This window comes from Aquisalimonas sp. 2447 (genome assembly GCF_012044895.1).
Lineage (GTDB): Bacteria > Pseudomonadota > Gammaproteobacteria > Nitrococcales > Aquisalimonadaceae > Aquisalimonas.
Genome location: NZ_CP050695.1, coordinates 1580821 through 1602519, shown reverse-complemented (window position 1 = coordinate 1602519; position 21699 = coordinate 1580821). Strand labels below are relative to the sequence as shown.

The 21699-nt window shown below is 65.8% G+C and carries 19 protein-coding genes and 1 tRNA gene; 11 read left to right on the top strand and 9 right to left on the bottom strand.

Annotated elements, in window-relative coordinates; all coding sequences use genetic code 11:
* Positions 1-19: 19 nt before the first annotated feature.
* The gene (locus KU884_RS07510) at positions 20-217 is read right to left on the bottom strand and encodes a DUF2892 domain-containing protein (RefSeq protein WP_217351441.1); all 198 of its coding nucleotides are present in this window, start codon (positions 215-217) and stop codon (positions 20-22) included.
* Positions 218-385: 168 nt separating this feature from the next.
* Here KU884_RS07510 and KU884_RS07505 point away from each other — a divergent pair, with 168 nt between their 5' ends.
* Both KU884_RS07505 and KU884_RS07500 read left to right on the top strand, forming a co-directional pair.
* Positions 386-1027 (top strand): Crp/Fnr family transcriptional regulator, encoded by a 642-nt coding sequence (locus tag KU884_RS07505; RefSeq protein WP_167782072.1) that lies wholly within the window; start codon positions 386-388, stop codon positions 1025-1027.
* 116 nt (positions 1028-1143) lie between these two features.
* Positions 1144-2040, top strand: coding sequence for an MBL fold metallo-hydrolase (locus KU884_RS07500; protein ID WP_167784164.1), 897 nt, complete (start codon positions 1144-1146; stop codon positions 2038-2040).
* Between the two features lie 73 nt (positions 2041-2113).
* On the opposite strand, the gene KU884_RS07495 is transcribed toward KU884_RS07500, so the two are convergent.
* The 4 genes from KU884_RS07495 to KU884_RS07480 are packed head-to-tail and all read right to left on the bottom strand — an operon-like array spanning position 2114 to position 5676.
* Entirely contained in the window at positions 2114-2569 is a 456-nt protein-coding gene (locus tag KU884_RS07495) for a universal stress protein (protein WP_167782071.1), read from the bottom strand.
* Positions 2566-4113: a DHA2 family efflux MFS transporter permease subunit gene (locus KU884_RS07490; RefSeq protein ID WP_217351440.1), complete on the bottom strand. Its 1548-nt coding sequence runs from the start codon at positions 4111-4113 to the stop codon at positions 2566-2568. Before KU884_RS07490 ends, KU884_RS07495 begins: the two co-directional genes overlap by 4 nt.
* Positions 4097-5215: an HlyD family secretion protein gene (locus KU884_RS07485; RefSeq protein WP_167782070.1), complete on the bottom strand. Its 1119-nt coding sequence runs from the start codon at positions 5213-5215 to the stop codon at positions 4097-4099. Before KU884_RS07485 ends, KU884_RS07490 begins: the two co-directional genes overlap by 17 nt.
* Positions 5212-5676 (bottom strand): MarR family transcriptional regulator, encoded by a 465-nt coding sequence (locus tag KU884_RS07480; RefSeq protein WP_167782069.1) that lies wholly within the window; start codon positions 5674-5676, stop codon positions 5212-5214. The genes KU884_RS07485 and KU884_RS07480 overlap by 4 nt, the downstream gene beginning before the upstream one ends.
* 288 nt (positions 5677-5964) lie before the next feature.
* Between KU884_RS07480 and KU884_RS07475 the strand changes: the two genes are divergently transcribed.
* Together KU884_RS07475 and KU884_RS07470 are read left to right on the top strand one after the other, a co-directional pair.
* Positions 5965-7116, top strand: a complete 1152-nt coding sequence (locus KU884_RS07475; protein ID WP_167782068.1) for an alpha-hydroxy-acid oxidizing protein — start codon at positions 5965-5967, stop codon at positions 7114-7116.
* Between the two features lie 225 nt (positions 7117-7341).
* A complete protein-coding gene (locus tag KU884_RS07470; protein WP_167782067.1) occupies positions 7342-9318 on the top strand; it encodes an acetoacetate--CoA ligase in 1977 nt (658 codons plus the stop codon).
* Between the two features lie 23 nt (positions 9319-9341).
* Here KU884_RS07470 and uvrB read toward each other — a convergent pair whose 3' ends face one another.
* The gene (uvrB, locus tag KU884_RS07465; RefSeq protein WP_167782066.1) at positions 9342-11372 is read right to left on the bottom strand and encodes an excinuclease ABC subunit UvrB; all 2031 of its coding nucleotides are present in this window, start codon (positions 11370-11372) and stop codon (positions 9342-9344) included.
* 157 nt (positions 11373-11529) lie between these two features.
* Here uvrB and KU884_RS07460 point away from each other — a divergent pair, with 157 nt between their 5' ends.
* The 3 genes from KU884_RS07460 to KU884_RS07450 all read left to right on the top strand — a co-directional run bounded on the left by KU884_RS07460 (position 11530) and on the right by KU884_RS07450 (position 13635).
* Complete coding sequence (locus tag KU884_RS07460; RefSeq protein ID WP_167782065.1) at positions 11530-12711, top strand: pyridoxal phosphate-dependent aminotransferase; 1182 nt, start codon at positions 11530-11532, stop codon at positions 12709-12711.
* A 60-nt stretch (positions 12712-12771) separates the two neighbouring features.
* A tRNA-Asn gene (locus KU884_RS07455) sits at positions 12772-12847 on the top strand.
* 89 nt (positions 12848-12936) lie between these two features.
* On the top strand, positions 12937-13635 hold the full coding sequence (locus KU884_RS07450) for a sulfite exporter TauE/SafE family protein (protein ID WP_167782064.1): 699 nt from the start codon (positions 12937-12939) through the stop codon (positions 13633-13635).
* Positions 13636-13660: 25 nt separating this feature from the next.
* Here the strand turns inward: KU884_RS07450 and KU884_RS07445 are convergent, their stop codons facing one another.
* Positions 13661-14326, bottom strand: a complete 666-nt coding sequence (locus KU884_RS07445; RefSeq protein WP_167782063.1) for an energy-coupling factor ABC transporter permease — start codon at positions 14324-14326, stop codon at positions 13661-13663.
* Between the two features lie 139 nt (positions 14327-14465).
* Between KU884_RS07445 and KU884_RS07440 the strand changes: the two genes are divergently transcribed.
* The gene (locus KU884_RS07440) at positions 14466-14879 is read left to right on the top strand and encodes a universal stress protein (protein WP_167782062.1); all 414 of its coding nucleotides are present in this window, start codon (positions 14466-14468) and stop codon (positions 14877-14879) included.
* Positions 14880-14982: 103 nt separating this feature from the next.
* On the opposite strand, the gene dctP is transcribed toward KU884_RS07440, so the two are convergent.
* Positions 14983-16020, bottom strand: a complete 1038-nt coding sequence (dctP, locus tag KU884_RS07435) for a TRAP transporter substrate-binding protein DctP (RefSeq protein WP_167782061.1) — start codon at positions 16018-16020, stop codon at positions 14983-14985.
* Positions 16021-16377: 357 nt separating this feature from the next.
* On the opposite strand from dctP, the gene KU884_RS07430 reads away from it, so the two are divergent.
* Positions 16378-18855: a heavy metal translocating P-type ATPase gene (locus tag KU884_RS07430; protein ID WP_217351477.1), complete on the top strand. Its 2478-nt coding sequence runs from the start codon at positions 16378-16380 to the stop codon at positions 18853-18855.
* 29 nt (positions 18856-18884) lie between these two features.
* Entirely contained in the window at positions 18885-19307 is a 423-nt protein-coding gene (gene cueR / locus KU884_RS07425; protein WP_167782060.1) for a Cu(I)-responsive transcriptional regulator, read from the top strand.
* 106 nt (positions 19308-19413) lie between these two features.
* Here the strand turns inward: cueR and KU884_RS07420 are convergent, their stop codons facing one another.
* Positions 19414-20748 carry an IS110 family transposase gene (locus KU884_RS07420; RefSeq protein WP_167782059.1) on the bottom strand — a complete coding sequence of 445 codons (1335 nt, stop codon included), beginning with the start codon at positions 20746-20748 and terminating at the stop codon, positions 19414-19416.
* A 483-nt stretch (positions 20749-21231) separates the two neighbouring features.
* On the opposite strand from KU884_RS07420, the gene KU884_RS07415 reads away from it, so the two are divergent.
* Positions 21232-21597 carry a DsrE family protein gene (locus KU884_RS07415; RefSeq protein ID WP_167782058.1) on the top strand — a complete coding sequence of 122 codons (366 nt, stop codon included), beginning with the start codon at positions 21232-21234 and terminating at the stop codon, positions 21595-21597.
* The last annotated feature ends 102 nt before the right edge of the window (positions 21598-21699 follow it).

Sequence of the window (21699 nt, the reverse complement as noted above, 5' to 3'; positions counted from 1 at the left end):
GATGATCTCCCTTGTCGGGTCAGGACGTTTTCGTCTTGCAGGTGGACAGCCCCAGTGGACTGTATGCGGGGCAGAAGCCCAGGGCTGCGGTGGCCAGGGGCACAAGCCCGATCCATCCCCAGGCGGTCTGCGGGCCAACGAACACCAGACTGATCAGCACCAGCCCAACCACCGCGCGAACGGCGCGATCGACTGTACCCATATTGCACTTGAACATGGCTGCCTCCTCTCGGCATGCGCCTAACCACACGGGAGACAGTGCGCCTGAACAAACCCTGCGTCAGTGACAAAGTCACATACCCCAGACGGGATAGCGAAGCGATGACATCGCGGGCGAACGGTCCCACAATGGAAGGTCTTCCAGGACCCCCACGGGAGACCGATCATGCGACTTAGCGACCACCCGGCATTCGCCAGCCTCGAGCCCGCTCTGTTACAAGACGTGGAGAAACAGGCGCGGATCCTGGAGCTGCCGGCGGGCCAGCAGGTCTTTCGTCCCGGCGATGCCTGCCAGGGCTTGCCGCTGGTACTGAAAGGAAGTGTCCGCGTGCAGATGACGGGGAGTTCCGGTCACGAGATCGTGCTCTACCGCATCGGGGATGACGACGTCTGCACGCTGTCCATCGGCTGCCTCATGGCGGGACGCGGCTACCGTGCCGAAGCCATCGTCGAGGTGCCGACCACTGTGGTGGTGCTGCCCTACGGCCTGTTCGACGAACTCATGGGAAACTCCTCACCGTTTCGCCGCCAGATCATGGCGGCCTACGGCGAGCGCCTGGACACCCTGATGATGCTGGTGGAGGAGATCGCCTTCCAGCGCATGGATGTCCGCCTGACCGAGTGGTTGCGCGCCCACGCCAGCAACAGCCCGTTGAGCATGACCCATCAGGATCTGGCGGTAGAACTGGGCACCGCGCGGGAGGTGGTCAGCCGGCTGCTGAAGGACTTCGAGCGCGAGGGATGGATCCGGCTTGCCCGCGGTCGCATCGAGATCCTTGGCGACGGGCCCGTCGACGCCGCTGTGTGACTTAATCACTGTCGCGCGAGGCCCGCCTGCGTACCATCACGACCAACAGCCCGGTATGGCTACCCCGGCCACCGGCAGCGCACACCCTGATCAGAGGAGAATCATCCGTGACCGAGATGATGCGTATTTCCGCGGGCAAGCCGATTGTTGCCGGCTTCTTCGAGCCGCGCACATTCAGCATCCAGTATGTCGTCACCGACCCGGAGACGCGGCGTTGCGCCATCGTGGATCCAGTGCTGGATTTCGAGGAAAAATCCGGTGCCACTGGCACACATTCCGCAGACGCCCTGCTGGACTATATCAGTCGTGAAGGTCTGGAAGTGGAGTGGATCCTCGACACACACCCGCATGCGGATCACTTCTCGGCTGCCGGCTACCTCAGCGACACACTGGGTGCACCCACCGCCATTGGCGCCGAAGTCAAACAGGTCCAGCGGCTGTGGAAGGGCATCTACAATCTGGGTGATACCCTCGCCACCGACGGCTCCCAGTGGGACCACCTGTTCTCTGCCGGGGATACATTCAAGGTCGGCAATCTGGAAGGCCGGGTGCTGTTCTCACCGGGCCACACGCTGGCATCCATCACCTACGTCATCGGCGACGCGGCCTTCGTGCATGACACCCTGTTCCAGCCGGACTTCGGCACCGCCCGGGCCGATTTCCCCGGCGGCGACGCCGGCCAGTTGTGGGACAGCATGCAGGAGATTCTTGCCCTGCCGGACAATACGCGACTTTTCACCGGCCACGACTACATGCCGGACGGCCGCGAACCGCGCTGGGAAAGCAGCGTGGCGGAGCAGAAGGCGCATAACCCTCACATCGTCGGCGTCTCCCGCGAGGACTACATTGGCCTGCGCAACGAACGGGATCAGGAGCTGCCCATGCCCAAACTCATCCTCCACTCCCTGCAGGTAAACACCCGCGGCGGGCGGCTGCCGGAGCCGGAGGACAACGGCAAGCGTTATCTCAAGCTGCCGCTGAACGCCCTGGAAGGCGCGAGTTGGGGGGACTGACACCGCTGGCCGCCTGTGCGTCGTGATGCATCACAGAGATGCCCCACGCAGCAGACGGCACGTTGGTTTGTCGTTATCCGCCGTCTTCGCCTTCCCGCGGCATGACCACCAGGATGCTGCAGCGCAGCTCATCCAGCAGCGTGGTGCCGACGGACCCGTGCCACCAGCGGGCCAACCGGCCGCGGGGCGTGTGGCCGACGACGACCAGGTCCACGTCCATTTCGCGGGCCATGTGGCTAATCTCGATCACCGGCTCACCCTCGCGGCGGTGGCCGGTGACTTCCAGGCCGGCCTCGCGCAGACGCGCCACACCCTCATCCAGGCTGGACTGGACCTGCTCCATCTGCTCATCAATCCAGTTCTGGGGATACCCCTCCTGCATGAACCCAAGCGAGGCCGGGAGCCGCAGCACTGCCAGCAAGTGCACTTCGGCGCCGTGCATGCGCGCGACCTCCGCACCCTGCTCCAGGGCCCTGCGCCCGCCTTCGGTGCCGTCGTAGGCCATCAGAATCCGTCGATAAAGACTCATTGCCGCACAAACCTCCCCATGAACCATGCCGGTATCAGCGCCACCAGAAACACCACTCCCAGCGCCAGGAAGCTGTCCTGGAAACCGCGGGCGTATCCCTGGTGATACACCATTTGCCCGAGAAAGCGTAACGCTTCCGGCTCCAGTCGGTCAGGGGGCACGCCCAAACGAACGGCCAGGTCCTGGAATTGTTGCAGCAGTTGTTGGGTCATGGGATTCGACGGTGTCTGGGTCTGGGCCATCACCTCGGTATGGAACCAGGCCCGCCGGTCCAGAAACACGGACAGTGCGTTCACGCCCAGTGCACCGCCGAGCTGGCGCGAGAAGTTCACGGCCCCGGCACCCTGAGAGACCAGGCTGAAATCCAGCGTACTCAGAGACCCCGTATTGATGGACGGCAATCCGAGGCCCATGCCCACACGGCCAAGGATGATCCACAGCGCCATGACCCAGAAGCCGGTATTCACATCCGCCCAGCCCAGGGCGAAACACGAGACGGCGATCAGTACCAGACCAACGGCAATGGGCACGTGAGGCGGCAGCCGATCACTGAGGTGCCCGGCCAGGGGAAAGCTCAGGGCCATGACCAGGCCGGCGGGCATGAGCAACAACCCGGACTTGGTGGGCGTGAACTGCTGGATCTCCTGTACGAACAGCGGGATCAGGTAAGTGGTACCGAACAGCGCAGCACCGAAACAGAAGCCGATGATGGATCCGGCGGCAAAACCGGGTATGGCGAAGATGCGGACGTTGATCAACGGCTCCGAGGAGCGCAGCTGCCAGTAGATGAAGGCCACCAGGGCGGCGACGGCGCCCATGAACAGCCCCTGGATGAGCATGCTGTCCCAGCCCAGCCGCTGGCCATTGGAAGACGCCCACAGCAGGCACACCAGGAAGGTGCACAGCAGCAGGAAACCGAGGTAGTCGAACCCCGGGCGCGGCCCGCTCTCCTCCCGCCCGGCGGTGAACAGCAGGGCGAAGACAATGCCCAGCAGGCAGGTTGGCAGCGGCAGGAAGAACACCGCCCGCCAGGTAAACCAGTCCACCAGCACGCCGCCCAGTACCGGGCCGATGGCCGGCCCGAGGATCACGCCCAGGCCGTAGATGCCCATGCCCAGCCCACGCTGATGGGGCGGGAACACCTGGAAGATGATGGTCATGGCCAGGGGCTGGATGATGCCGGCCATGGCACCCTGCACCACCCGCGACAGGATCACCATGTCCTCGTTGACGCTCAGCCCCCCGGCCAGGGCCGAGAGAATGAAGATCACCATGGCGCCGATGTAGGCCGCACGCATGCCGAAGGCGCTGAGCGCCCAGGCGGAGAGCAGCATGAAGGCGGTCATGGCGGCGAGAAAGCCGGTGGAGAGCCACTGGGCCTCGCTCTGGGCGATACCGAAGGCACCCATGATGTCCGGAATGGCCACGTTGACGATGGTGGTGGCCAGGGTCATGGACAGGGTGCCCAACATCACCGTGGCGGTGGCGAGCCACTTGTACGCCGGGCCGTACCGCTCGTAGAGGCGTTCAGTCTCGGACGTCAATCCTCACCTCGACCATCATGCCGGGGCGCAGACGGGCTTGTGGATCGTCGAAGCTGATGCGCACGGGAATGCGCTGGGTCACCTTGGTGAAGTTCCCGCTGGGGTTGGGATTGGGCAGCAGGGCGAACTCGCTGGTGGCAGCGGTGCCGATCTGCTCCACCCGACCGGAGAAATCCTCGCCCCGGAAGGCATCCACACGGATGCGCACGGGCTGACCCTCCGCTACGTCGGCGATATCGGTTTCGCGGAGGTTCGTCTTGACCCAGACGTCCCCGGGCCGGTGCACCAGCAGCAGATTCTGGCCCTCGCGCACGTGCTCACCCGGGTTGACGAACGTCTCGGCGACCACGCCGTCGATGGGACTGCGGATCACGCGATCGCTCACCGCCAGCTCGGCTTCCTCCTGTTCAGCGCGGAGCTCCTCGATACGCGCCTCCAGGGTGGCCGCCGTGGCTCGCAACACCTGCAGGTGGGCCTCCTCGGCACGGGCCTCGGTGACGGCGGCTTCGGCCTCGTCCAGCCGGGCGCGGGCGGCGCGGGCGTCGCTCTCTGCCAGGCGCAGGGTATGACGGGCGTCATCGACCTCCTGTTCCGAGACCATGTTGTCCTCGGCCATGCCGCGCAGGCGGCGGAGATCCGCCTCCGCCTTGTCCTGTTCGCGCTCGCTGCGCTCCACGTTGGCCTCTGCCACGGCCACCTGACGGCGGGCGCGCTGCACCCGGGCCTCAGTGCGGGCCCGGGCCAGTTGCCGTTCTGCTTCGATCTGATCCAGCTCCCGGCGTAACGCCTCCTGGCGGGAATCCAGCACCGCCATGCGCCGTTGCGCCTCCCGGGCGTCGATACGCACCAGTTCCTCGCCCTGACTGACGCGCTGGCCCTGGCGCAGATCCATGCCCTCCACCCAGCCCGGCAGGCGGGAGGCGATGGTAATCATGTCCGCTTCCACACGGGCGTCGATCTCGTGGACATAGAACAACCGCTCATACAGCCAGTAGCCGCCGCCGGCCAGCAGTGCCAGCACCACGGCCAGGGCCACGACGATCTTCAGCGGGCGGCCATTGCCCTCGCGGCGGGTGTCACTGTTCACCGCTGGGTCGCTCATTCCAGGGACTCCGCCTTGTCACGAATGCGCCGCAGCACATTGAGGCATTGCATGAGCTCCTCGCGCGGAAGGTCGCCGAAAATCTCCTCGCGCAGTTCAGTGGCCACGGCCTCGATCTCCTGCAGGGTGGAGCGCGCCTTCTCGGTAAGGTAGATGCGCCGCGCCCGGCGGTCATCGGTGCACACCAGGCGCTCGATCCACCCATCGGCCGCCAGTCGGTCCAGCAGGCCCACCAGGGAAGGGCCCTCGATCCCGAGCCGCTCCGCCAGGGCGGTCTGCGTCATGCCCTCGCCATCCCGGGCGAGGCTCAACAACGCCCGCCACTTGGCCTGGCTGAGCCCCAGCGGCTTGAGTCGCTTGTCCAGCTGCATGCGCCAAACCCGCGCCGTCTCTGCCAGCGCGGAGCCAAAGCGGTTCAGGTCGCGGAAGTTATCCGGTCTGCGCGTGTCATCGGTTGCCATAGTTTGCATGTTAATTGATAGGATACTAAGAAAATAGTGTTCCATTCCCGTACGCTGGTGCCTGCGGTAGGGTGAGGAACAGTGCCTGCACGTAGGGCGGATCTTCAGATCCGCCGTTGCCGGACATGGACGCCCCAGCGGCTTGGCAACGCCATTTGGCGGACCTGAAGGTCCGCCCTACGGAGGCCGCGGAGCCCTGTGATTCCACGGACTCCCCTGCGAGAGTTCGGGCAACGACAACCATCACCAACGAACAAGGCCGCGCCCGCGGCGGAGGAGAACACATCCATGCATTACGGCGATCACCAGCTCAAGATCTACCAGGCCGGGCTCAAGGGTGCGCGGCCGCGCATGCCCATGCGCATGGAGGACCTGGAACACGCCGCCGGGCAGGTGCTCTCGAAGGAATCCTACTGGTACGTGGCCGGGGGCGCCGGGGAAGTGACCATGGACGCCAACCGGGCGGCGTTCGACCGCTACCGGATTCACCCGCGCATGCTCACGGATGTCTCCGAACGGGATCTGTCCATCACCCTGTTCGACCGCACCCTGCCCTCGCCCCTGCTGCTGGCACCCATCGGCGTGCAGAGCATCATTCGCCCGGAGGCGGAGCTGGCTGTGGCGAAGGCCGCCGCGTCCCTGAACGTGCCCATGATCCTGTCCACCGTCTCCGCCCACAGCATGGAGAGCGTTGCCGAGACCATGGGTGGCTCGCCGCGCTGGTTCCAGCTTTACTGGCCGCGTAGCCCGGAGCTCGCCGAGAGCCTGGTGCAACGCGCCGAACAGGCCGGCTACGACGCCATCGTCGTCACGCTGGACACCAAGATGATGGCCTGGCGGGCGCAGGACCTCCAGAACGCGTTCCTGCCCTTTCTCAACGGCCAGGGCCTGGCCAACTACACCTCCGACCCGTGGTTCCGGGAGGGGCTGGAACGGCCGCCCGAGGAGGACATGTGGCCCTCGGTGCGCCGCTGGGCGGAGCAGTTCGCCGACCCCTCGAAGACCTGGAAGGACCTGGCCACCCTGCGCCAGGCCACGAACCTGCCCATTCTGGTGAAGGGCATTGTGCACCCGGACGACGCCCGCCTGGCGCTGGAGCACGGCGTGGACGGCATCATCGTCTCCAACCACGGCGGCCGCCAGGTGGACGGCAGCATCGCCGCCCTGGACGCGCTACCCGACGTGGCCACCATGGTGAACGGCCGGGTGCCGGTGCTGTTCGACAGCGGCATCCGCAACGGCGCCGACGTGCTCAAGGCCAAGGCGCTGGGCGCCGACGCCGTGCTGCTCGGGCGCCCCTACATCTGGGGCCTGGCGCTGGACGGCGAGGACGGCGTGCGCGAAGTGATCCAGCGGGTGCTGGCGGACACGGACCTGACCATGGCGCTGGCCGGCAAGGCGAACTTTTCGGACGTGGACCGGGATCTGTTGGTGGAGTGAACGTGGGTGCAGACCGCATGTCGGGCAATGGTGGATCTGAAGATCCACCCTACGCATTCGCCGGACATCACGATGTAGTCCAGGCGTAGGGCGGACCTTCAGGTCCGCCATGCAAGCCGTAACAGCCCACGGTGCCTGAAGAAGCCACCGACAGCGTAGGGCGGACCTTCAGGTCCGCCATCAAGAACAACACGCGCCACCGGCGCACCTTAGCGAGGAGACATCATGATCGAAGAAGGCACCCTGCTCTGGGAGCCGGGCAACCAGCGCATCGAGAACGCGAACATCACGCGGTTCCGGCGCTGGCTGGAAGAAACACGCGACCTGGACCTGCCGGACTACCACGCGCTGTGGCGCTGGTCCACGGAGCATCTGGAGGACTTCTGGGCCGCCGCCTGGGAGTACTTCGAATTCAAGGCCACGCCCTATCAACAGGTCCTCACCACTCGGGAGATGCCGGGCGCACAATGGTTCACCGGCAGCCAGCTCAATTGGGCGGAACACGCGCTGCGCCACGCCGACGGTGACAAACCCGCTCTGCTGCACTGCTCCGAGGTGCGGGAGGAACTCGGCACCGTCACCTGGAGCGAACTGCAGGAGCAGGTGGCCGCGGCCACGGAAGCCCTGCGGCAACTCGGCGTGGGCCGGGGTGATCGCGTGGTGGCCTACATGCCCAACATCCCGGAGACCATTGTCGCGGCACTGGCCACGGCCAGCCTCGGCGCGATCTGGTCCTCCTGCTCGCCGGATTTCGGCACACCCAGCGTGGTGGACCGCTTCTCCCAGATCGAGCCGAAGGTGCTGCTGGCGGTGGACGGCTACCGCTACAACGGCAAGGCCTTCGACCGCATGGAGGTGGTTCGCCACCTCCAGGACAAACTGCCGACGGTGGAACACACGGTGCTCCTGCCCTATCTGGACGGCCACGCCGATGCCGGCCGCCTGCGGCGTCCCGAGACCTGGGATGCGTTCCTCGGCCGCGGCCAGGGCGCCGCGCTGCATTTCGAGCCAGTGCCCTTCGATCACCCCCTGTGGGTGCTCTACTCGTCGGGCACCACCGGTATGCCCAAGGCCATCGTCCATGGCCACGGCGGCATCACCGTGCAGCACACCCTGGCCGGCCATCTGCACAGTGATGTCGCCGCCGGCGACCGTTGCTTCTGGTTCACCACCACCGGCTGGATGATGTGGAACGCGCTCACGGGCATGCTGCTCAACGGCGGCACCCTGGTGCTCTATGACGGCAACCCCGGCTACCCGGACATGGACCGCCTTTGGCGGCTGTGTGAGGAGGCGCGCATAAACCAGATGGGTATCAGCGCGGCGTTCCTCACCTCCTGCATGAAGGCCGGCCGTACGCCGGGCAAGCACTACGATCTCGGCCATATCAAGGGCATCGGCGCCACGGGCTCGCCCCTGCCGCCGGAGGGTTTCCAGTGGGTATACGAGCAGGTGAACCCGGACGTGCATCTTGCCTCCAGCAGCGGCGGCACGGACGTGTGCGCGGGCTTCGTTGGCGGCGTGCCGACGCTGCCGGTCCACGCCGGCGAGATCCAGGCGCGTCTCCTGGGCGCCAGCGTTGAAGCCTGGGACGATCACGGGAACCCGCTTGTCGACGAAGTCGGCGAGATGGTCATCACCCGTCCCATGCCTTCCATGCCGCTGTTCTTCTGGGGCGATGACGATGGCAGCCGCTACCGGGAGAGCTACTTCGACATGTTCCCGGGTGTCTGGCGCCACGGGGATTTCATCAAGATCACCTCCCGCGGCAGCTGCATCATCTACGGCCGCTCCGACTCCACCCTGAACCGCTACGGCGTACGCATGGGCACCGCCGAGCTCTACCGGGTGGTGGAGGACCTGGATGCCATCCAGGACAGCCTGGTGGTGAACGTGGAACGCGGCGGCGGCCAGCTCTACATGCCGCTGTTCGTCGTGCTGAGCGAGGGTACGGAACTGGACGAGACGCTGGACAAGGAGATCCGGAACAAGGTCCGCAGGGATCTCTCGCCCCGCCACGTGCCGGACGCCATCATCGCCGTGGACGGCATTCCGCGGACCCTGAGCGGCAAGAAGATGGAAGTGCCGGTGAAGAAACTGCTACTGGGGTATCCCGAAGAGAAGGCCGTGAGCCGGGACGCCTGCGCCAATCCGGACACGCTGGATGATTACATCCGGTTCGGGAAGGAGCTTACTGAATAGTGGGTTGAGACCGCGGGCTCGACTCATGCCGAGCCCGCTTTCACATCCGGACGCTCCAGGGCGTAGGCCTCCAGCCGGCGGATCTCGTCGCGCACCCGCCCGGCGTCCTCGAACTCCAGATTGCGGGCGTGGGCGTACATCTGCTGCTCCAACTCCTTGATGCGCTTGACCGCCTGGGCCGGGGTAAGATCCGCATACTGGGCGGCCTCTTCCGCCACCTTCGCTGCCTGTTCCGAGCGGCCGGGCACGCCGGCGCCACCACTCTCCATGATGTCCGCCACCGCCTTGCGGATGGTCTGCGGGGTAATGCCGTGGGCCTCGTTGTGGGCGATCTGCTTCTCGCGCCGGCGCTCGGTCTCGTCGATGGCAGCGCGCATGGAGTCGGTGACCTTGTCGGCGTAGAGCACGGCGGTACCGTCCACGTTGCGGGCGGCGCGGCCGATGGTCTGGATCAGTGAACGCCCGGAACGCAGGAACCCCTCCTTGTCCGCATCCAGGATGGCCACCAGGGTCACCTCCGGGATATCCAGCCCCTCGCGCAGCAGGTTGATGCCCACCAGCACGTCGAAGGTACCCAGGCGCAGGTCGCGGATGATCTCCATGCGCTCGACGGTGTCGATGTCCGAGTGCAGGTAGCGGACCTTGTTGCCGTTCTCGGTGAGGTACTCGGTGAGATCCTCGGCCATACGCTTGGTCAGGGTGGTCACCAGGGTGCGTTCGCCGCGGGCCGCCCGTTCGCTCACCTCGCCCAGCAGGTCGTCCACCTGGGTGGTGGCCGGGCGCACGTCGATCTGCGGATCCACCAGGCCGGTGGGCCGCACCACCTGGTCCACCACCTTGCCGGAGTGCTGCTCCTCGTACGGCCCCGGCGTGGCGGAGACGAACACCATCTGCGGCGCCAGCCGCTCCCACTCGTCAAACCGCAGCGGGCGGTTGTCCAGGGCCGAAGGCAGACGGAAGCCGTATTCCACCAGGGTCTGCTTGCGCGCTCGGTCGCCCCGGTACATGCCGCCGATCTGCGGGATGGTCACGTGGGACTCGTCGATGAACAGCAGCGCATCCGACGGCAGATAGTCGAACAACGTCGGTGGCGGCTCACCGGCCTGGCGCCCCGAGAGATAGCGGGAGTAGTTCTCGATCCCGTTGCAGTAGCCCAACTCCTGCATCATCTCCAGATCAAAGCGGGTGCGCTGCTCCAGGCGCTGGGCCTCCAGCAGCTTGTCGTTGGCGCGCAGCTCCTCCAGCCTCTCGCGCAGCTCCTCTTTGATCTCCTCGATGGCATCGACAATCGTCTTGCGCGGCGTGACGTAGTGGGTCTTCGGGTAAACGGTCATCCGCGACGCCTTGCGCAGCACATCGCCAGTGAGCGGATCGAACCAGCTGAGCTGCTCCACTTCGTCGTCGAAGAGTTCCACGCGGACCGCCTCGGACTCCGACTCCGCCGGGAAGACGTCGATGACCTCGCCGCGCACCCGGTAGGTGCCGCGCCGCAGTTCGGTGTCGTTGCGGGTGTACTGGAGCTCCGCCAGGCGCCGCATGATCTGGCGCTGGTCCACCACGTCACCGCGCACCAGGTGCAGCACCATGCTCAGGTACGACTGCGGGTCGCCCAGGCCGTAAATGCAGGACACCGAGGCGACGATGATGGTGTCCCGCCGCTCGATGATGGCCTTGGTGGCGGACAGCCGCATCTGCTCGATGTGGTCGTTCACCGAGGCATCCTTCTCGATGAAGGTGTCCGACGACGGCACGTAGGCTTCCGGCTGGTAGTAGTCGTAGTAGGAGACGAAATACTCAACCGCATTCTCCGGGAAGAACTCCCGCATCTCGCCGTAGAGCTGGGCCGCCAGGGTCTTGTTCGGCGCCATCACCAGGGCGGGGCGCTGCAGATCCTGGATCATGTTGGCCATGGTGAAGGTCTTGCCGGAGCCGGTGACGCCCAGCAGGGTCTGGTGATAGAGCCCGTCGTTGATCCCCTCCACGAGTTCGCTGATGGCCTGCGGCTGGTCGCCCGCCGGCTCGTACTGGGAGTGCATGCGGAAGGGCTTATTCATGGATAACGCGGACTCTTGCCTGGTTGGAACAAGGGAGTTGCCTTCAGGTGATGGGTGATTTCGACTATGATTGGCGGCTGAAAACCACTCTGCCGGATTGATCACGACTTGCGCGGTCATGCTCCGGACAATGTCCCAGAATCACTCGGAGGCTTCATTGGACAACTCCCTCGCGAACCGGGTTCAGCGCGTCAAACCCTCACCTACCCTCGCCGTGACGGCCCGCGCCGCGGAAATGCGCGCAGCCGGCCACGACATTATCGGCCTGGGTGCCGGGGAGCCTGATTTCGACACGCCGGAGCATATCAAAGAGGCCGCCATCGAGGCGATTCGCGCCGGCAAGACCAAGTATACGCCCGTTGATGGCACCCCCGAGCTCAAGCAGGCGGTGCAACAGAAGTTCTCCAGGGAGAACGGGCTGGACTACGAGGGCAATCAGATCCTCGTCTCCGCCGGCGCCAAGCACAGCATCTACAACGTGATGCAGGCTGTGCTGAACCCGGATGACGAGGTGGTGATCCCGATCCCCTACTGGGTCTCCTACCCGGACATGGCCCTGCTGGCGGATGCCGTGCCGCGGGAGATCGAAGCCACCAAGGAACAGCGGTTCAAGATCACCCCGGAGCAGCTGGAAGCCACGCTCACCAGCAAGACCCGGCTGGTGATCCTGAACAGCCCGTCCAACCCCACCGGCGTCGCCTATACCCGCGCCGAGCTGGAGGCGCTGGGCAAGGTGCTCGAGGACTACCCGCGGGCCCTGGTGCTCACCGACGACATCTACGAGCACATCCTCTGGGCGGACGAGCCGTTCACCAACATCGTCAACGCCTGTCCGTCCCTGAAGGATCGGACCATCGTCATCAACGGCGTCTCCAAGGGCTACTCCATGACCGGCTGGCGCATCGGCTACGCCGCCGGCCCGGCGGACGTCATCGGCGCCATGAAGAAGATCCAGTCCCAGAGCACCTCCAACCCGTGCTCCATCGCCCAGGCCGCCTCGGTGGCGGCGCTCACGGGTGACCAGGGCTGCATCGCGCCCATGCTCAAGGCCTTCAAGGAGCGCCACGACTTCGTGGTCAAGGCCCTGAACGACATCAAGGGCATCGAGGCCATCGAGGGCGACGGCACCTTCTACACCTTCCCCCGGGTGCAGGGTGCCATCAAGAACCTCGGCCTGAAGAACGACATGGAGCTGGCCGAGCACCTGATCAACGAGGCCAACGTGGCCCTGGTCCCGGGCTCCGCCTTCGGCCTCGACGGCTACGCCCGGATCTCCTTCGCCACCAGCATGGAGAACCTGGAGAAGGCGATGGAGCGGCTGGCGAAGGCGCTGGGATGAGGCGGTTTCCGGCCGGTTGACGGCCGGCCGCCGTTCTGTAGAATAGCGGCCCTGAACAGATCCCCGGTAGCTCAGTTGGTAGAGCAAGTGACTGTTAATCACTGGGTCGGCGGTTCGAGCCCGTCCCGGGGAGCCAGAATGGAAGGGTTAGGCCAATCGGCCTGACCCTTTTTTTTGGCCGATCGCAGGGCCGTCGCGGTTACCGGGGCCCCAGGAGCAGATCGCATGGACTCTGAACTGACGCTGGTGGCCGCGTTACTGATCGGATTCGTCGGCAGCACCCACTGTCTGGGCATGTGCGGCGGTATCGCCGGCGCGCTTGGCAGTTCGGCGCCGAAGGGTTCCGCGCTCACCGCGGCGTCCTACGCCATGGCCTACAACACCGGGCGGATCACCAGCTACGCCCTGTTCGGTGCAGTCGTGGGGTTTCTTGGGGCCGTTGCAGGCAGTGGCCTGGACAGCCAGGTCTGGCTGGGCCTGCTCCGTGTTGTCACCGGCCTGGTGATGGTTGGTATCGGACTGTATCTGCTGGTGAACTGGTCCGGCCTGCGGCGCATCGAGGCGCTGGGCGCAGGCCTGTGGCGGCATATCTCACCGCTGGCCCGGCGCCTGCTGCCGCCACGCAATCAGATCCAGGCGTTCGCGGTGGGCGGCCTGTGGGGATGGTTGCCTTGTGGCCTGGTGTACACCATGCTGCTTACGGCGGCGGTGTCCGGTTCAACACTGAGCGGCGCGTCGGTGATGATCGCCTTCGGGCTGGGGACGCTCCCCGCGATGGCCGGAGTCACAGTTGCCGGCAACCTGTTGCGCAAGCACATGTTCAAGCTCCGGCGCGCCGGTGGCTCACTCATTCTCGCCTTCGGGATATGGACGCTGGCCACCCCGCTCTGGCACGCGCTGCATACATCCCACGGCATGCACTGACATTATAGGGCATATTGTCAGTGCTCTACTTTCCGACCAGGTAATCCCGATCATCAAATGTGCGCACCCATTCCGGGCGGAACACCACGCACATGGTCATGAGCATCCCGGTGACGAACCCTTCCGGAAACATGAGCAGCGGCATGACCATGAGGTAGTCGCGCCAGATGAGACCGGGCGGATACGCACCGACGGCGGCGTAGAGCGCGGACGAGGCCACCAGCACCACGGCCATGGCAATCATGGCGCCGAAGAAGGCAACCACGAAGACGTAGATGAACAAGTGGTGCGGCAACCAGCGGTAGACGTAGTAACCGATCAAGTGCGCGGTCAGCACGGGCAGGACGGCCAGCAGCAGGCCGTTGACCGGCAGCGCCTGCCAGTCGTAGAACCCCAGCACCGACAGCACGACTAGCGCGCCGCTGGCGCCGGCCATGGCCAGCATGCGCCCGAACAGCAACGTCAGCACGGTGGTGCCCAGCAGATGGAATTCCAGGCCCGGTTGCACGCCGGCGCTCATGGTCCAGGCCAGGGCCACGAGCCCGCAGGCACCGACAAATTGCGGTTGCAGCCCGTTGTTCAGAAGCAGCGTCCACGGTGCGCGGAGGATCGTGGGCAGCATGACCAGTACGAAGACCGGCCACAGCCCCCACAGCAGCGCCGTGGGCAACAGTGACGCATCGACATTCATTGCGGCTCAGCCCCTGCCGCGGAACGCGGCGCATCCGCGGGCGCGACAGATCGTCCACCCGGCCGTTGACGTGAATCAATACCCTGGTTGACCCGAACTGGGAGAGTACGCGAACACGGACCAAGAGGGGAGACACGTCATGTATCACAAGATTGTCGTTCCGGTTGCGCTTGCGCACACGGACAGAGTCGAGAAAGCGCTGGCCACTGCGGCCGATCTGGCAAAGCACTACGACGCCTCACTGCACCTGGTTGGCGTCACGGCGCCGGCACCCGGTGAAGTGTCCCACAATGCGGAAGAGTTCAAGCAGAAGCTTTCCGACTTCGCCGCCGAGCAGAGCACCAGCCGCGGCGTCGAGTTCAATGCTCACACCATCGTCACGCCCGATCCGGCGACCGAACTCGATCGCTGCCTGGATCGGTACATTCACGAAATCGGGGCAGACCTGGTAGTGATGGCGTCACACGTACCGGGGTTCCGCGATTACGTGTTCGCATCGAACGCCGGATTCCTGGCCTCCCACACCGACATTTCCGTACTGGTCGTACGCTGACCGGTTCCGCGGACAGCGCGCCCGGCGATGGACTGACGAGGCCGGCGCATGCCCGGCCTCGTCAGTGTTCCCATCGCTGTCTACAGTTGGGACCCGGGCGCGATCAGTCGAGTCGTCCCATATTTTCCAGGAACCCGCGGAGCATGGCCACGGCCTCTTCGGCTTCGTCACTCTCGGCGGCGATGTCATCCCAGAGGCTCTCGGAGGTCTCCACCAGGTGGTCGTGCACCTCGTCGGGCAGATGGTTGATCTCCACGCCCTGCTCCGTGGTCACCGCCTCCCTGGTCATCTGCTCTTCGTAGATGTACTCGTTGGTCCGCTCCCAGAAGTGCTTCTGCAGCGTGGCGCGGAGTTCGTCGTAGACCTCCTCCGGCAGCGCCTCCATTGCCTCCTGGTTGATGATCCACGTGTCGTCGCTGACACTGAACGACGGCTGCACGTGGTAGGGGGCCACCTCGTAGAGACTCATGCTGTCGGCGCCCTGAAAGGCACCCCAGTGGCCGCCGTCGACAACGCCCGTGGACAGGGCCTGGTAGAGTTCCTCGCCGTCCACCCACTGGGCGGCTGCACCGGCCTCCGAGAGCATGGTCGCGCCGAAGCCCGCAGTGGAGATCCGCATGCCCTGGAAATCCTCCAGGGATTCAATGGGCTCGGAGACGACGATGTCCTGGGTGAGCAGCTTCTCGGGGTGGTAGAACACGCCGTACTCGGCCGCCTCCTCCTGGATCATCTCTCGGAAGCCCATGTGCTCGTAGAAGTACACGGCCTCCCAGATCTCCTCGAAGGAGAACGGCAGCCCGGAGGCGACACCGGCGAGGCTGAGGCGGTCGCGCCAGAAGAACGGCGAGCCGGTGCCCATCTCGACCACGCCCCGCTCCACGGCGGACCAGATTTCGTCGGTGCCGAACAGCTGACCGGCCTCGTAGAGCTCCAGCTCCAGGCGTCCGTCGGTGCGCTCGTACAGCTCGTCGCGCAGCTTGACCAGGCTGGCCTCGTAGGAGGTGCTGGCGCTGGGCCAGTGCGACTGGACGCGCCAGGTGATGGTCTCGTCGTCGGCCTGGGCGGCCCCGACCGGGACGACGAAGGGTGCGACCGTTGCCACGGCCACGGCCCACTTGCCAGCGAACGGGATTCGACGCATGAGTGCTCCTCCTTCCGGGGACCGCCCCGCTGTGCTTATGGTGGAAAAGAGATGCAGCTCCAATCATGGCGATGGCAGAAAAGCGTCGTCAATGACGCTGTTATGAACTTCCCCGAACCACCCTGTGACCACGCCTGCGCCGGACCTTGTCACCGACCGGGTGCCTCCGGGTGTCGTTGACACTGAGGAATCCGTTGACCTTCCAATCATTGGAAGGTTTAACCTTTCGTCATTCTTGCGATTACGGCGTCCGAGACCATGAACATGAACACTGCACCGACACCAGAGCATGCGGGCAACGGCCTTGCCGACGCTCCGGGCGGCGGCGAGGCCACCCGGTTCATCGGCATCGACGGCATGAACTGCGCCTCCTGCGTCGGGCGGGTGGAGCGTGCCCTGCTGGCGGTGGACGGGGTGCGCGAGGCGCAGGTGAACCTGGCCACCGAACAGGCGCGCATCACCCTGGAACCCGGAGCGGACCACCTGGGCGAGGTGGTCGCGGCCATTCGCGGCGCCGGCTACGAACCCCGGACCGAGACGGTGGAACTGGCCGTCGGCGGCATGACCTGCGGCGGCTGTGTCAGCAGCGTCGAGGGCAAACTCCGGGGCGTGCCGGGGGTCGAGGACGCCACCGTGAACCTGGCCACCGGCAAGGCCACCGTGACGGTGCTGGCCGGGGCCGTGTCCGCGCAGGAGCTGATTGCCGCGCTGGGCGAGCGCTATCCCGCCAGCCGTGTCGATGACGCCGGCACCCACGCCAGCGAATCGGGCAGCCGCCATGGCGACGAGGCGAACCGCCTGAAACGCTCGCTGGGGATCGCGGCGCTGTTCACCGTGCCGCTGTTCATCCTGGACATGGGCGCGATGGTGATTCCGCCCATGCACGCGTTCCTGCAATACACGCTCGGGCAGCAGAACCTCTACTACCTGTTCTTCCTGCTGGCCACGGTGGTCCAGTTCGGGCCCGGGCTGCAGTTCTACCGCAAGGGCTGGCCGGCCCTCACCCACGGCGCCCCGGACATGAACTCCCTGGTCATGCTGGGCACCAGCGCCGCCTGGGGCTACTCCGTGGTGGCCACCTTCCTGCCGCAGGTGCTACCTGCCGGCACGGTGCACGTCTACTTCGAGGCATCAGCGGTGATCATCACGCTGATCGTGTTCGGCCGTTACCTGGAGGCCATCGCCAAGGGCCGCACCGGGGAAGCGATCCAGCGGTTGCTGAGCCTGCAGGCGAGAACGGCCCGGGTGCAGCGTGACGGCGAACCGGTGGAAATCGGCATCGACGAAGTCGTCGTCGGCGACGTGGTGGTCGTGCGCCCCGGCGAGAAGATCCCGGTGGACGGCCAGATCGTCGACGGCAGTTCCTGGATCGACGAATCCATGGTCACCGGGGAACCGATTCCGGCACAGAAGGAGACCGGCAGCGAGGTCATCGGCGGCACCATCAACCGCACCGGCAGTTTCACCTTCCGCGCCACCAAGGTGGGCGCCGACACGCTGCTGGCGCAGATCGTGCGCATGGTGGAACAGGCCCAGGGCTCCAAGCTGCCCATTCAGGCGCTGGTGGACCGCTTCACCGCCTACTTCGTGCCGGTGGTCATGGTGGTGGCGGCGCTGACCTTCGGCATCTGGCTGCTGGCCGGGCCGGCACCGGCACTGACCTTTGCCCTGGTCAATGCCGTGGCGGTGCTGATCATCGCCTGCCCCTGCGCCATGGGCCTGGCGACGCCGACCTCCATCATGGTGGGCACCGGCAAGGCGGCGGAGATGGGCGTGCTGTTCCGGCGGGGCGAGGCACTGCAGACCCTGCGCAATGCCGACATGATCGCCCTGGACAAGACCGGCACGCTCACCCGTGGCCGCCCGGAGCTGACGGATCTGGAGACGGCCGCCGGGTTTGATCGCACCGAACTGCTGGGTCTGATCGGCGCGGCGGAACGCCGCTCGGAACACCCCATCGGCGAAGCGCTGGTGGACGCCGCCCGGGCTGCCGGCGCCACGCTGCAGGAGCCGGACACCTTCGATGCCGAGCCCGGCCGCGGCATCACCGCGCAGGTGGGCGGCCGCCGTGTACAGGTGGGCTCAGCACGCTTCATGACCGAACTCGGGCTGGCACCCGAGGTGTTCCGCGACATCGGCGAGCGGCTGGCCGACGAGGGCAAGACCCCGCTGTACGCGGCCGTCGACGGCCGGCTCGCCGCCATCGTTGCCGTGGCCGACCCCGTCAAGGACACCACGCCGGCCGCGATCCAGGCCCTGCACGCCGAAGGCCTGCGAGTGGTGATGATCACCGGGGACAACCGCCGCACGGCGGAGGCCATCGCCCGGAGGCTCGGCATCGACCACGTGGTGGCCGAGGTCTTGCCCGCCGGCAAAGTGGACGCCGTCAAGGAACTGCAGGCCGATGGCGCCCGCGTCGCGTTCGTGGGCGACGGCATCAACGATGCCCCGGCCCTGGCCCAGGCCGAAGTGGGCATCGCCATCGGCACCGGCACGGACATCGCCATCGAGTCCGCCGAGGTGGTGCTGATGTCGGGTGATCTGCGCAACGTACCCAATGCCATCGCCCTGTCCCGGGCGACCATCCGCAACATCAAGCAGAACCTGTTCTGGGCCTTCGCCTACAACACCAGCCTGATCCCGGTGGCGGCGGGCATCCTCTACCCCGCCTTCGGCATTCTGCTCTCGCCCATGTTCGCGGCCTTCGCCATGGCGGCCTCCAGCGTCTGCGTGCTCTCCAACGCGCTGCGGCTGAAGCGCTTCCGCCCGCCCATGAAGAGTGCCGCGGGTAGCGATGAAAGCGCCCCCTCGGGGGAAGCTTCACATGCGGTGTAGCATGGGGCGCAGGACAGCAGGAGTTGACCATGAATATCGGTGAAGCGGCCCGCGCCTCGGGCATCAACGCCAAGATGATCCGCTACTACGAAAGCGTCGGGCTAGTGGGGCCGACGCACCGTAGCGACAACGGCTATCGCGTCTACAGCGACAGCGAAGTGCACATGCTGCGCTTCATCAAGCGTGCCCGGGATCTCGGGTTCTCGATGACCAGGATCGAACAACTCGTGCGCCTGTGGCGGGACCAGCACCGTTCCAGTGCCGAAGTGAAGCGTGTGGCGCAGGAGCACATCGACGAACTACAGCAGCAGATCAATGAACTCGAGGACATGAAGCGCACCCTGGAGCACCTGGCCTCACACTGCCACGGGGATCACCGCCCGGACTGCCCCATCATTGATGATCTGGCGGGGGACGACCAGCAACCGCGGCTTTCGTCGAAGGCGTCGTGACAGGGAGAAGTTCCGTGGTGTGATCGCGTCCGCGTGTCGCGGCTTGCGCCGCTCTCATCAAACATCTGCCAGGTCGTTGTTTTGACAGGGGCGGTTTCATATTGAGTCATGCTGCTGGCACCAGATCGAGGCCGAGTTTGCGGGCCTTGCGCTGGAGTGCCCGCAGTTGGCGATCATGGCGTGTGGCCTCGAAGGCCTCGATGCCTTTCTCGACGTAGGGCTGGCCACGGGTGAGCATGGCGTAGATCAGCCGGGCGAGCTGGTGAGCGGTGGCCTTGATCGCTTTGGCGGTGTCCATGCGTGTCAGTCTTGCGCGATGGGCGGCGCCGATGAAGCTGCGACTCGATCGCGCGTTCGAGGCGGCTTGGCGGAGTGCCTGGGCGGCGATGTTGTTGACCTTCGTCCCCGGCCCGCTGAGGGCTTTGCCACCCGAGATCCGGGTCGGTGGCGCGAGCCCGAGCCAGGAGCAGAAGTGCGCCTGGGAGGGAAAGCGCGAGAGGTCGGGGCCGATTTCTCCGGCGATCACCAGCACGGTGTCGACACCCAGCGATGGGATGGCGCTGAGATCGACCCCCATGACCTGGAGGAGTGCCTGTTGGAGCCGGCGCTGCTCGGCCGCGCTGCGGTGGGCGCTGCGCGAGGGGGTGGCGAGTTCAGTCGGGGCACAGGCACGCACGGGCAGTGCCTCGAGTGCCGAGAGGATCGCCCGATCACAGGCGCCGATCTGCTGCTCGAGAAAATCAAAGTGCGCCAGTGCCTGCTCGAGGGCAAAGAGATGCTCGACGCGCCAGTTGCCATGCAGGCTGCGCGCGACCGTCGCCTCGTCGGCGCGCAGCCGCCGATCGCGTAGCGTGGCGAGCTGCCACGGATCCCGCTCACCGGCGACAATCGCCCGCAGGATGCGCATCGCCGTCTTGCCCTTGAGGTCGCTGACGACATGGCCCAGATGCACGTTCATCTGCGCCAGCGCCTTGTGCATGTGGTTCAGACACCACGACTGGGCCTGGATCCGGCGACTGCGCTGGCGCACGAACGCACGCAGCGTGCACACCGCATCACCCGGGCGAAAGGCACCGCTCAACAAACCGTGGCTCATCAACTGCCAGATCCACTGACAGTCGAGCACATCGGACTTGCGCCCCGAGACCTGCCGCGTGGCCCGGGAGTTGACCAGCAGAACCTCAAAGCCCCGTGCATCAAGCACCTCAAAGGGCGCAATCCAGTACACCCCCGTCGCCTCCATCGCCACCTGGGTGATCCCCAGCGACTCCAGCCAGTCGGCCAGCGCCTGCAGATCGTCGGTGAAACCGCTGAAACACCGCACCGAGACCTCGCAACGCCCGGGATCCACCGCCACCCAATGCTCGTGACCCCCGACATCGATACCGGCACAATCCGGATGCACCACCTCCAACCGCCGCTTCTGCCTCTTGCCTGCCATGTCCGTTCCTCACATGATGATCACAAGGGCGTACGGGGAGACACGGCGGCGGTAGGGCTCACTCTCTCATACGAGGTCACGGCCAGTGCCGTGCCTTCAACGACTCCACGCCGATGCCGTGCGGGCCACTCTCCTACGCGGGTGCATGCACACCAGTGCGGCGTCTGGCCTCTGCTCTCCGTGCGCCCGCCTATCTTGCACCATGTTTGCTGCGCGACAGCGCACCAACAGCGTTGATGCGCAATCTCCTACGGGGTGGATTTGCCGGGCCGCTCATCCTCGGCCGGCCGCGTCACCCGTAGGGTGGACCTTCAGGTCCACCTTTCCGGCCTTGATAAGCCACCGTGGCCTGCATGCCATTGGATGGTGGACCTGAAGGTTCACCCTACGTTTACTACGTTGGCTACGCTTACCGCACGCCGCTGCGAGCGTCACCTGCTTATGATGGTGACAACCACCCCTTTCCGAGAGGAGAAAAGGACCATGCACATTGCTATTGCCACCACCTGGGGACCGACGGATACCACCCGGGCCACCCTGCCCTTTCTCCACGCCAGGGCGGCCCGGGAACAGGGGGACAGCGTGACGCTGATGCTGCTGCATGATGCCGTGCTGCTGGCCAACGGTGACACCGCCCAGGATATCGTCGCCTTCGGCCCGCCGCCGCTGGGGCCGATCTTTGACGAGCTGGCGGCCGATCCGCAGGTGGACGTGGTCGTGTGCACCCCGTGCGTGAAGGTGCGCCGGATCGCGGAGGGTGATCTGCACGCCAACACCCGGCTCGGGACACTGGGTGATTTCCATCGCGCCATCCGCGAGAACAACGCGACGGTGGCGAATTACGGGTGAGCCCGAGGGGCCTTGTAACCGCAAGGTCCCTCCCCCACCCGGTCATGGCATCCATGGCAACCGTAGGCGACCGTAGGGCGGACCTTCAGGTCCGCCGTGCAA

Excerpts from the sequence above, each read along its gene's own strand:
- cueR (WP_167782060.1), top strand. The coding sequence starts at position 18,885 with ATGAATATCGGTGAAGCGGCCCGCGCCTCGGGCATCAACGCCAAGATG.
- KU884_RS07475 (WP_167782068.1), top strand. The coding sequence starts at position 5,965 with ATGCATTACGGCGATCACCAGCTCAAGATCTACCAGGCCGGGCTCAAG.
- KU884_RS07415 (WP_167782058.1), top strand. The coding sequence starts at position 21,232 with ATGCACATTGCTATTGCCACCACCTGGGGACCGACGGATACCACCCGG.
- KU884_RS07430 (WP_217351477.1), top strand. The coding sequence starts at position 16,378 with ATGAACTGCGCCTCCTGCGTCGGGCGGGTGGAGCGTGCCCTGCTGGCG.
- KU884_RS07510 (WP_217351441.1), bottom strand. The coding sequence starts at position 217 with ATGTTCAAGTGCAATATGGGTACAGTCGATCGCGCCGTTCGCGCGGTG.
- KU884_RS07505 (WP_167782072.1), top strand. The coding sequence starts at position 386 with ATGCGACTTAGCGACCACCCGGCATTCGCCAGCCTCGAGCCCGCTCTG.
- KU884_RS07420 (WP_167782059.1), bottom strand. The coding sequence starts at position 20,748 with ATGGCAGGCAAGAGGCAGAAGCGGCGGTTGGAGGTGGTGCATCCGGAT.
- KU884_RS07440 (WP_167782062.1), top strand. The coding sequence starts at position 14,466 with ATGTATCACAAGATTGTCGTTCCGGTTGCGCTTGCGCACACGGACAGA.
- uvrB (WP_167782066.1), bottom strand. The coding sequence starts at position 11,372 with ATGAATAAGCCCTTCCGCATGCACTCCCAGTACGAGCCGGCGGGCGAC.
- KU884_RS07480 (WP_167782069.1), bottom strand. The coding sequence starts at position 5,676 with ATGGCAACCGATGACACGCGCAGACCGGATAACTTCCGCGACCTGAAC.
- dctP (WP_167782061.1), bottom strand. The coding sequence starts at position 16,020 with ATGCGTCGAATCCCGTTCGCTGGCAAGTGGGCCGTGGCCGTGGCAACG.
- KU884_RS07450 (WP_167782064.1), top strand. The coding sequence starts at position 12,937 with ATGGACTCTGAACTGACGCTGGTGGCCGCGTTACTGATCGGATTCGTC.
- KU884_RS07500 (WP_167784164.1), top strand. The coding sequence starts at position 1,144 with ATGATGCGTATTTCCGCGGGCAAGCCGATTGTTGCCGGCTTCTTCGAG.
- KU884_RS07470 (WP_167782067.1), top strand. The coding sequence starts at position 7,342 with ATGATCGAAGAAGGCACCCTGCTCTGGGAGCCGGGCAACCAGCGCATC.
- KU884_RS07485 (WP_167782070.1), bottom strand. The coding sequence starts at position 5,215 with ATGAGCGACCCAGCGGTGAACAGTGACACCCGCCGCGAGGGCAATGGC.
- KU884_RS07445 (WP_167782063.1), bottom strand. The coding sequence starts at position 14,326 with ATGAATGTCGATGCGTCACTGTTGCCCACGGCGCTGCTGTGGGGGCTG.
- KU884_RS07495 (WP_167782071.1), bottom strand. The coding sequence starts at position 2,569 with ATGAGTCTTTATCGACGGATTCTGATGGCCTACGACGGCACCGAAGGC.